Source organism: Acetobacterium fimetarium, assembly GCF_014284475.1.
GTDB lineage: Bacteria > Bacillota > Clostridia > Eubacteriales > Eubacteriaceae > Acetobacterium > Acetobacterium fimetarium.
Genome location: NZ_WJBC01000005.1, coordinates 187485 through 199189, shown reverse-complemented (window position 1 = coordinate 199189; position 11705 = coordinate 187485). Strand labels below are relative to the sequence as shown.

Annotated in this window: 4 protein-coding genes; 1 reads left to right on the top strand and 3 read right to left on the bottom strand. The window is 48.9% G+C overall.

Features of this window, described 5'->3' with window-relative positions; all coding sequences use genetic code 11:
* Nucleotides 1–272: hypothetical protein (locus tag GH808_RS15185; RefSeq protein WP_207722264.1), on the top strand; the 272-nt coding region annotated here is incomplete at its 5' end.
* A 347-nt stretch (nt 273–619) separates the two neighbouring features.
* Here the strand turns inward: GH808_RS15185 and GH808_RS05640 are convergent.
* From GH808_RS05640 to GH808_RS05630, 3 genes are all read right to left on the bottom strand, one after another.
* The gene (locus tag GH808_RS05640; protein ID WP_186841803.1) at nt 620–4087 is read right to left on the bottom strand and encodes an ABC transporter permease; all 3468 of its coding nucleotides are present in this window, start codon (nt 4085–4087) and stop codon (nt 620–622) included.
* 340 nt (nt 4088–4427) lie between these two features.
* On the bottom strand, nt 4428–8075 hold the full coding sequence (gene addA, locus GH808_RS05635; RefSeq protein WP_186841802.1) for a helicase-exonuclease AddAB subunit AddA: 3648 nt from the start codon (nt 8073–8075) through the stop codon (nt 4428–4430).
* Nucleotides 8059–11412: a PD-(D/E)XK nuclease family protein gene (locus GH808_RS05630; protein WP_186841801.1), complete on the bottom strand. Its 3354-nt coding sequence runs from the start codon at nt 11410–11412 to the stop codon at nt 8059–8061. Before GH808_RS05630 ends, addA begins: the two co-directional genes overlap by 17 nt.
* Between the last annotated feature and the right edge of the window lie 293 nt (nt 11413–11705).

Here is an 11705-nt window from a genome sequence, read left to right as displayed (position 1 = left end):
TCATTTTAGATACCTCTTGTATTCTTTGGATTTTTACCAACTGGCTGGTCAGTAATAATCTAAATTTACTTGAGGTATTTTTTATTGTCAATCCCTTGACCTATTTAAATTATACAGGAAGCTTTCTTCCTACATTTATCCTATTTTCAGCAGGTTGTTGCACCCACCGTACCGACCAATTGTTAATCTGTTGTATGCTGCAAGATCGGACACTCTTCGAGATGTCCGCCATGATGCATAGAGCCTGCCCCTTAGGGTACAACATGATGTAACAATTGTCGGTACTACATTTGTACTTTGATTTCTGTCTAGTTTATTAAATTGTCCGCTGTTCAATCTAGAAAATTATCAAGAGAAACAACAGTAAAGCAACTTCTGTTTCAACTTAGACTTCAGCAATTGTATTTTATCTCAATGTTTTATTTATGTATTATTTGTATATTATTTGTAAAGATTGTCTCTTTTTTTATTATACCCACTGAATCGCTTAAATACAAGATTTTTTTATAAATATTGGCAAGCCGGCCGCAACCAAAAAAAGAGATGGAAAACTAAGTTTTCCACCTCCCGGACTGCAGACAAAAGCCAGACGCAGTACCGACTTTGTCCGGTTCATGATTTACTCGATTGATTTCAGGGATTCCACCATACTGATGCGTTTGACCATTGGCATCATAATCAGATTGACGATAAAGGTAAATGCCAGGGTGAACAGAATCGAAAACAGAAAACTGGTCCAATGAATCACGCGTCCAAACATGGCGATATCAGTTTCCACGGTGTTGATGATAAAGCCGTTCAGCAGGACGCCCAGAAACAGCCCCGCGAAAATCCCGATGCATGAAAGCACGATATTCTCACGGAAAATATAGGTATACACTTCCATGTCATAAAATCCCAGGACCCGGATGGTGGCAATTTCCCGGACCCGTTCTGAAATGTTGATGTTGGTCAGGTTGTAGAGCACCACCGCCGCCAATGCCCCGGCTGAAAGAATCATCACCACCACCACGATGCTCAGACTGCTCATGCTGTTATTTGACGATTCCACAATATTGCCGGTAAAGTTCATCGCCGCCACCCCGTCTTTTTGCAGCCAGTCGTTCGCGATGGCATTTTCAAGCTCGGTGGATGTGTCGGGAATATTGACGTATGCGATATTGACTTCAAGTGGCTTATTAAACGCGGCTTGATAGACTTCCGGGGATAGATAAAGATAATTTTCCAGATAATTTTCGGTGATATCGCCGATGACTACCTCATGACTTTCATCATCATTGAAAACCCGGACTTTATCGCCCACCGATACCCCCAAATCACTGGCGACCTTTTCTGAGATGACGGCTCCCGCCGCTTTTAAATCAATCGCTGCTCCTGATTTGCGGTCCTGAAGATGAACAAAATCCTTGATGGCTTCTGCTGTTTCCGGCACAAACAGATAGGCTGACTTTTCAACGCCGTCGCCGACTTTTTCGATATTCATTTTGGATTGGTGAACCAGCATATTCTCACTGAAACGGCTTTCATTATTAAGTATTTCCTTGAAATTCGCTTTATCTGCCAGCGTTTCTTCATTTTTTAAGGCGATGTAACCGTCATAAACCGAGATATTATCAAACTGCTGCGGAATCATGAAAAAAATCGCATCATTCAGACCAAAGCCGGCCAGTATCAGGGCTGTGCAGCCGGCAATGCCGATAACGGTCATGAAAAAGCGTCCTTTATAGCGCATCAGATTTCTGGCTGTGACCTTTTCAATAAAGCCCAGGCGCTTCCAGATCAGCGGAATTCTTTCGAGGAAAATCCGTTTCCCGATTTTAGGCGCTTTCGGCCGCATCAGTTCTGAGGGTTGCTCTTTGAGTTCAATATGACTGACGATCGATGCCGCTGATACCGTGCATAAAACGGCGACCAGGCAGCTGATGATAATCGGTATCCACGGCGGGGAAATAACAAGACTTGGCACCTCATAGAGCATTCCATACGCGCCGGCGATTAAATAGGGCAGGGTATTAAGGCCGACGGCCAAACCGATTAGCGAACCGGCTACGGCCGCCAGCAGGGCATAAACGACAAATTTTGACGCAATCTGACGATGCCGGTATCCCAGTGCTTTTAAGGTTCCAATCTGGGTCCGCTGCTCTTCGACCATCCGCGTCATGGTGGTGAAGGATACCAGTGCCGCCACCAGCAGAAAAATCAGCGGGAATACCCCGGCCATGTTATCGATTCGCTGGGCATCTTCTCCATAGCTGGTATAGCCCGGATTGTCATCCCGATTGAAGAGATACCATTTTCCCATTTCAAGATTTCCGACATCCGCTTCTGCTTTCGCCAGTTCATGGGCGGCATTGGCAAGTTCGGCTTCGCCGGCTGCTCTTTTCTCTGCCAGCTCGGCCTCACCTTCGCTTAATGAAGCCCATCCATCATCCAGTTGGGTTCGCGATGAAGCCAGCGTGTTCAGCCCTTCCTGCTGTCCGGCTTCAAAAGCCGCAATACCGTCGGCCAGCTGAACCTTGCTGTCGGCCAGCTGCGTGCGCCCGGCATTGAGTTGATTGTAGCCATCGTTTTTTGCCTGTGCCAGGGCGGCTTCCCCTGATGCCAGATCCGACTGAGCCTGGTTCAACTGATCTCTGAGTCCTGAAAGCGTCGCCTGGAATTGATCAATCGCATCGATGGCTTCCTGCACTTGTGCTGCGGCCGCAACAGCTTCTGTCAGTCCCTGTTTAACCGTACCGATCTGAGTGTCAACCTCTGAAAGCTGGGCCTGCAGGGCTGCCAACTGCGCTGCGTAGTCCGGTGCCGTCGGATCGAGACTGGCTATCTGTGCTGCCACTGCCGATCTGGCACTTTCTAACGATGTGAGACCGGCTTCGCCCTGGTCGATCTGGGCCTGGATATCGGCAAGCTGGGCCGCCAGTTCCGGCAACTGTCCGGATGGGTCCTGGGCTTCCATCTGGGCAATGGCATCCTGCAACTGCCCAATTCCCTGACGTCCCGCTTCCAGTTTGGCTTCGCCGGCTTCGAGCTGCTGCTGCAGGGTGACCGCGCCCTGGGCAAGATCAGCTTGTCCCTGATCAATCTGATTCTGGGCGTCGGCCAGCTGGGCTTCGGTATCTGCAATTTTTGTATTGTATTCGTCCCAGCCCTGACTTAACGATGCTTCCCCGGACAGCAATTGATTTCTGGCATCCGCCAGACTGGCTTCTCCTGCAGCGATGCCTTCCTGAAACTGGGTTACCCCATCGTTATATTTATTTCTGCCCTTTTCCAGTTCTTCCTCGGCTTTTGCCATGATGTCCGCGTGATTGATTTCCAGCTGCAAAACGCCCAGGGTTTCAAATTTACTCTGAAGTGCCGTAATGGCCTCGTTGTATGCTGTTGAAAATCCGGATACGCCGCTTGCTGCAGCGGTGGATAAAACATAGACTTCTGTAAAACGTTCAGAGGCGAAGTTAGCCGCGGGAATAAACCCATAATAACTGATCTCACCGCTGCCGATTGTGGTACTCCCTCTTTCGATGGATATGTACTGCGGCGATCGGACGAATCCGACAATCGTGAAACTGTCTCTTTTCACGGAATCTGACAACGGATCGTCACCCGCTTCAGACGAAAGCTGAATGGTTTGCCCCAATTGATAGGTATAGCTGGCAACCATGGCGTTTTCGGCGGTTTCAGGTTGTTCCAGAAGGATTTCCCCTTCATTTTCCGGCATCCGGCCTGCAATCAGCAGCGGTAAATTGAGCGCCTGGTTATCCTGCAGTGCCATGAGTTTGATGACCGGCCGTTTGTCGCCCCGCTCGATGATGGCATCCGCTGAGTAGCTTGGCATCACCGTGTCCACCCCCGCGGTGTTTTTAATGGCGGCCACGTCGGATTCCTGAAAACCATAGCTCGAAACGAGCCGGATGTCCATCAGATGCTGGCTCCTGAAATACTGGTCGGCGGTGTATTTCATGCTTGGCCCGGTCGACTTGATTCCAACAAAAAAACAGATGCCCAGGGCAATAATGGCCACAATTGATAAAAACCGATTCCGGGATTTTTTTATTTCTCTAACGGTATCTTTTTGCAGTGCTTTCATTTTCATTTCCTAATTCATATTTTTATTTTTACTTTTACTTTTATTTTTATTTTATCATGGTTTGTTTAAGAAAACATCAACGGAATGCCAGAAGTTGATAAATGAGACTGTAGACAACATACTAACGTAGTACCGACAATTGTTACATCGTGTTGGTTGCCTCAGAGCGAACATCTCGAAGAGTGTCCGATTTTCGCGAAAGCAACGAGCCAATCACAAGCTTGCTTGTAGTTGGCGACTGCTCGCGACCTACACGAAAGTAGCATAGCGGATTTCGTGTGGCGCAGCAACCAACTGATTAACAATTGGTCGGTACGGGTCTCACCGACAACCTGAATAATCAGCAGCTGATGTTTTCCTTCATCGTGATGAAGGCGATGATTTTTTCTTTTACCGGCATGCCGGTGAGCGCGGTGAGCGCTTCTGCATAGAGGTTTATCTGGATCCCGTATCCATTTAACAGTTCGTCACGCTGCTTTGCATCCTGGTAGAAATCCGTTTTGTAGTCAACGATCACCCACTGATTGTCTTCAATAAAGGCGCAGTCGATAATCCCCTGGACGGTGATTTTTTCTTCGATTCCAAGCCACTCTGCTCTGACTTTTCCAGGATCGTAACCGTAGTTGAAGGGAATTTCCCGTCTGATTTTTTCGGCTGACAGCAGCCGGACGCCAGCTGGCGATGCGTAAAAATCGGTGACCCTGGAAAGATTGATGGCATGGGCCAGTTTTTCCGGCAAGAATTCCTTTTGAATCAGGCGTTCGATTTCTTGCCCGAGATATTTCTGCATAAAAACATCCAGGCCATTTTGACCATGACTCCGGATCTGTTTTTGGATCGGCGCCAGATCAAGCACTTCCATCAGCAGATGAAGGGCGGTTCCGCGCTGTGCCGGTGAGAACTCGTCCTGCTTTTTCGCCAGAAATTTCGGTCCCTCGCTGCGCTTGGGGATACTAGTCTTTATTACCAACTTTTCATCCTGTTTAACTTTTTGAACATTTTTTATTTCAGTGACGCTCATTTTGCTGGGGAGGGCATTGTCCGTTTTCTCCGGATAGCGGTAATTCAACCGGCTGGTAATGCGTTCGCGTTCTTCTGAACTGACTGCTATTTCCGACGGTTCGCCCGGCAGCACCGCCTCGTTGACCGTTTCGTTGGATTCGCTCGCCGCAACGGTTTCTTCGTTCGCCAACTTACCGGTTTCTGTTGCTGCGTTATGGCGATAAATCATGAAATCTTCAAGCTCAAGAATTTCTGGTATCGCGGCAACCCCTTTTTCGCCGATGATTCCCAGCATGACCCAGTCCAGCAGACTCGAGGCCTTGAGTAGATGATATTCATCCGGCTCTTCCTGCCATTTCTGAAATGATTTTTCCGGATTCTTCACCGTGCCGACCACGTAGAGCCGTTCTTCCGCCCTGGTCATCCCGACATAGAGCAGCCGCATTTCCTCGGAAAGCATCTCCATATTGCTTTGGGCTTTGCAGACCTCTTTGGCCAGCGAATTGTGCTTAAAACGCTTTTCCAGATTCACGTAGTCCGGACAGATGCCCAAATCCTTGTGCAGGAGAATCTGGTTGTTGTTGCTTTGCTTGTTGAAACCCTTCCCGGTGCCGCTCAAAAAAACAATCGGAAATTCAAGTCCTTTGCTCTTGTGAATGGTCATCAGCCGCACTACCGATTCATGATTATTGATGACCGGCGGCGAGATATCCTGACTGTGTTTTTTCATGTTTTCGACAAAACGGATAAACTGGTAAAGCCCTTTAAGGGTTGACTTTTTGTAGTCTCCGGCCCGCTTCAGCAGGATTCTCAGATTGCTCTGGCGCTGTTCTCCCCCCGGCAGGGCTCCGGCAAAAGCGTAATAGCCGGACTCCAGATAGATTTTCCAGAGAAAATCCTCCACCGGCATCAGTTTTGATTCATCGCGCCAGCGGCTCAGCTGATCATAAAAAACATTCAGTTTTTCGGCCAGCGCGTCGTTTTCTTCCGCCCGATAGCACGCGACCGCCTGGTAGAAAAAGCCATGCGGATGTTTAATCCGCAGCGTTGTGCATTCCGTCGTTGTGAAGCTGCCGATGGGCGACGTCATCATACTCAGCAGCGGTAAATCCTGATGCTGGTTATCCATCAGATTCAGAAGATTCAGAATCATGGTGATTTCCAGCGATTCATAGTAATTGGTGCCACCATCAAAATAGGTCGGGATTCCCAGTTCGCCAAAAACCTTCAGATAGACATCACCTCTTCCGGCCACGCTGCGCATCAGCACGCCGAAATCGCCATAGCTGATGGGCCGTTCCCGGTTCTGCCGGGTATCGAAAATGTTTGTTCCCACCAGCGATTGTATTTTCTGAGCCACGAATCGCGCTTCAATTTCCACCGCTGTCTGGTCGTCCTGGTTTTCTTCATCATATTCGTCAGCTCCGTTTGACTGAGCCTTTGCTTCAATCAGATGGATTTCGGTTTTTTCGTAGGGGCCTTCATGAGGCAGGCCTTTGTTCAGCCTTGCCTGTTCATCATAATCGATTTCTCCCAGTCCCGGCGTCATGATCCGGCCGAAGATCGAATTGATGCCGTTGATCACCCCTTGGGCACTGCGGAAATTCTGGTTGAGGGTCACCAGACTGTTCGCGGCCGCGGGATCGATATCGAAGCTTTCATACTTGCTGATAAAAATCGTCGGATCTGCCAGGCGGAACCGGTAGATGCTCTGTTTGACATCGCCGACCATAAAGTAGTTATTATCCCTGACGATGCGCTGCAGGATGGTTTCCTGCATCTCATTGGTGTCCTGGTATTCATCGATGAACACATATTGGTATCTTTCCTTTACTTCTTGTGCCACTTCCGGGTCCGACAGAACTTTGAGCGTCAACTGTTCGAGATCATTGTAGTCGACCAGATTTTTTTTCGCCTTTTTCTGCTGAAACGCGGTCCGGAATTTTTCGGTCAGCTTGACCAGATCGGACATCGGCTTTTTAAGACCCTTCAGCTCTCTGACCATTTCATCCAGACTGATGGCAAACCGCTTCTTCAGATCGACGATGTTCTTTTTGGCGGCTTCGCGGTATTTCTTGATGCATTCATTGAGATCGGCATCCTGTTTTGAATTTCCGGCAAAACGTTCGTATTTGACCATTTTTAATGCCTGCAAACCTTTTTCCAGATCCTCTGCCATCAGCATTTCCAGATCTTTGACGGTTTGATATTCTCGCCTCATCTGTTCGTTGGTTTTTTCAAAACCCGGAACGTTACTAGCTGCAACGGCTTTTCGGGCAGAATCCCCGGCGCCTTGCAGCTCTGTCTGAATGATCTGCTCAAGCGACTGTCCCCAGATCGAATGCCGGATGCTGTCCTGATCGCATTCGAAACGGGCAAGCGCCGCATCACACCAGGCTTTTTCGTTCGGCTGAGTCACCAGAAACCGGTAGAGCCCTTCAACGGTATCTTTGAGCGCCTGATCATTTTTATTGCTGCTGTATTTTTCCACGAGGTCGAGAAAGTCAATCGCGTCGGGTTCTTTTGAAGCCGCGGCGTTTTTTGCCAGCAGGTACTCCGCTTCAAATACTTCTTCCAGCGTTTCTTTGAGCATCAGGGCGATTTCTGTTTCATTGCCGATGGCAAAGCCCGGATCGATGTCGCCTTTATGAAAATATTGCCTTAAAACAGAGAGGCAGAAGGAGTGAAGCGTTGAGATGGAAGCTCCACCCAGAATATTCATCTGCTTCATTAAAAAGCTGCGGTCGTTTGACGGATTATCCAGTTCTTTGGTCAACGCCAGACTTAAGCGGTTTTTCATTTCCCCGGCCGCGCCTCTGGTGAAGGTCAGAATCAGCAGTTCATCCACGCCGACCTTTTCTTCCAGAATAATACGGATAATCCGCTCGATCAGAAGGGCTGTTTTTCCCGATCCCGCCGCCGCTGAAACCAGCATGTTGGTCTGACGGTTTTCGATCGCTTTTTTTTGGTCACTTGTCCACTTCATTTGTTTGTCCCTCCTGAATCAGTTGAAAAAATACATCTTTCTTCATCGTCTTTTTGAGCACCTCGTAGCCGCCCTGGATAATGTCATCGTCAAACTGACAGATGCCTTTGTATTCGCAATACTGACAGGCATGGGAGAGACCTTTCCGATAGGGTTTGATCCGGATGTCCCCTTCATAAATCCGTCTGATCTGACGAACCACCGTTTTTCTGACATAGCTGATGATGGCATCAAACTCCGGCCGGCTGAGTTTGGATTCCGAACCGTATACCGGCAGAATCGCGGATGTGCTTTTGTTGCGGTTGTTGTCCATTGCCCGGATGACGTCATCATCATCCAGCAGCAGTCCATTGAGCTTGAAATTCTGGTTGATGGCCGCCTGTATTTCTTCTTCAAAATTGACCCGCGGGATGGGATCATCCACATAGAAGTAGAAGGTTCCTCCCGGCTGCAGCGCTTCTGAACTGATGACCGTCATGGCACCGTCCAGATACACCAGCAGCTGCAGGGACAAGCCGTAGTAGATATCATCATAGCTGAGTTGTTTGTTTCCGGTTTTATAGTCGATGACTTTGACCCAGGTGTTGCCATCCTTTTCGTAGAGATCCAGCCGGTCTATTTTCCCGTAGATTTTCACATTTCCCAGTTTTTCATCCGGTAACGCGATTTCCTGCTCGAAACTGAATTCGGTCGCCTGGGGTTCAAAATCTCCGGCATTCAACTGTTCAATCAGAATATCAAGGGATTTTTTCCCCACCCGTTCCAGTTTTCGGCCCAGATACTGATTCTGTCCTGTGCTGTTGAAGACGTTCGTTTTGATTTGCGGCAGACACGTGGTCATCACCTCTTCAACGATGGTATCGCGCTCGGCTTTGGGAAGGGTTCTCAGATTCAGCTTGTCGGTCTGGGCTTTTTTGAAAAATCCGTCGATCAGATCATGAAGCAGATTTCCGATTTCGGGCGCCTGAATCGTATAGATCGGCCGGCTTTCCGGCTTTAAGCCATACTTGACATAATGGGAAAACGGACATTGGCGGTGGCTTTCCAGGCGACTGATACTGGTACGCAGGTTTTTGCCGTAAAGTCTGGCCGCCTCACCGGATGTCATTGCCGGTGAGACGCCGGCATAATTCAGGGCTGCGGTCAAAGCCCGGTATTCCTTCTCGTAGGCCGGATTGGCTTGATACCACTGTTTGACTGTTTCCCAGAGCAGGTCTGCTTTCGTTTTTGCCATTGGCGGCTGCGCTTTTTTATTCCTGGCGTAACTGACCAGATGCCAGAGAGTTCCTTCCGGCGTGCTCAGTTCATTCCAGAAGCTTTGGCTTCCCGATGAAAGAGTGGAGACGATTTCCATTCTGGGGAAAACGCCCAGGATCTGACTCAGCAAGATGCTGGGCTGCTGGCTGTTTCCCTCCATATCGGACTGAGCCCAGAACAGGCACAGGCGGGATTGCGGCTTGCTCAGCAGATCGTAGACCAGAAACCGCTCCTGATCCATCTGAAAGCTGCGATTGTTCTGGAGTTTGATCTGATAATTGCCGAGGATCTGTCGCTCCACATCGGAAAACAGATTGGGCTCGGTTCCGGTACCCGGCAGCTTTCCTTCGTTGAGTCCGAAAACGATCAGTACCTCAAAGGCGCTGCTGCGGCTCCTTCTCAGGTCGGTGATGCTGACATAATCGCGGTAGGGCGGAATGATCCCCAGCCGGTATCCCTGAAATCCGCTTTTTAAAATACGCAGGTAGTCGTCGCCGGACGCTTCGTCATCGCCCATGGTTTCGACGATCTGGTCGAACACCTCCATGAGGATATTCCAGATCTGATGATAGATTCCGGCGGCTTCGTAATTGCCCGCTTCTGAAAGCTTTTCCACCAGCGCATCAATTTTTTCAGGGGTCCGGACGGCCAGCAGGAATTCATACAGGGCCCTGGTGTAATCGCCGCAGGTTTTTTGGGTCCTCATTGCTTGCCTCAAAACCGCCAAGGGTTCAATGAGGCGAAGACGCAATTCGTTGAGATTTTCCAGTTCCAGCGCATCATTCTGGCTGACCTTCGTGAATTCATTTTCCCACTGCCTGCCCCTGATGCCGAATTCCAGCACATAGTTTTCCAGATCCTCGCATTCTGACAGGCTGATGGGTGAAAAACCGGTTTTCACAAATCCGAAGAGATCATCAAACCGGTAATTGTTCTGAATCGCTTCCAATGCCGAAACGACTGCCTCGACCAGGTGATTGTCACCAATGGCCCGCAGATCGTCCATGAAATAGGGGATTTTATATTGTGCGAACACGCGCTTGATGATGCTGCCATATTCGTCGATGTCCCCGGCCAGCACGACAATATCCCGGAAGGCAAAGTGCTCTTCCCGGATCAGCGCGAGAATTTTCTGGGCGCCCTGTTCCACTTCTTCCCAGGTGTTCTGACATTGGCTCAGACTGATGCCGCGAACCGCATCGTCATACTCTTTTTTGGGGTAGGCAAACAGGTTTGCCTCCAAATGATCAAGTTCGCTGCTTTTTGATTCACGGCTGGGGATCGTCACCATTTTGAACGGGACGGCTGCTCTGGCGCCAATATCCTTGATGGCATTGATGGTATTCTGAGTCAGGCGGAATACCTCCAGATCGCGGGAGTTTTCATTTGTATCGCAGGGAATGGCAATATGGAATTCCTGCACCGTATCCACCAGATTTCTGATCATATGGTAGTCCTGTGCCGAGAAGTTCTGGAAACCGTCCAGCCAGATCTCAGCATTTTTCAGGAATCCTGACAATGGGATTTTTTCGCAGACATAGCTCTGAAAATCCTCTTCGTCCTTTCTGTCATCACCCAGCAGCTCCTGAAAATGAGCGTATATTTTGGCAATATCGGCTATTTTCTGGGGGATCAGTCCCTGATTAAAATGATTGATGCTGGCTGCCAGATTTTCCGGTGATATCTCGTTCTGTTTTAATTCGCTGATTAAATCCGAGATACTCTGAAGAAATCCCGGTTTTTTAACGCTGCTCCGGTAGATATTAAGCTGTTCCTGAATTTCGCCCAGCGTTTTCTGCAGCAGCATATTTTTGCCGTGGGCATCCATATAGGTTTTGGTCAGTCCGCCGGTTTCTTTCAAAACCCGGTCCCCAAGGCGCTTAGGACTCAGCACTTCCACATTCAGAAGCCCGTTGAGCTGGTTGGCTTTTATCAGCGCTTCCTCCGCACCCAGGGTAAACTGTTCCGGAACCATCAGATACAGCTTCTCTTTTCCCGCTTCCAGCGCCGCTCCAATTTCCTGATAAACCGTTTGACTCAATGTCTGAGACTGACGGCCGGTAATGATTGTAATTCCCACTGCTTGCTCCTTTCTGAATGCCTAAAGCACAAACAAAAATTGCTTTGATGTCGGTTTGTGCAATTCAATTTCTGCATTGTATGGCGGACATATTAATAAACCAGACTGAAGGCGAAAAACAAACGTAGTACCGACAATTGTTACATCATGTTGTATGCATCATGGCGGACATGGCGATAGCCTGTCCGATCTTGCAGCATACAACAGATTAACAATTGGTCGGTACGGGGTCTGCCCACAACCTGCTGCACAGCTTAATAAAATGTTCGTCACACTTTACAAAATTGGTTCGC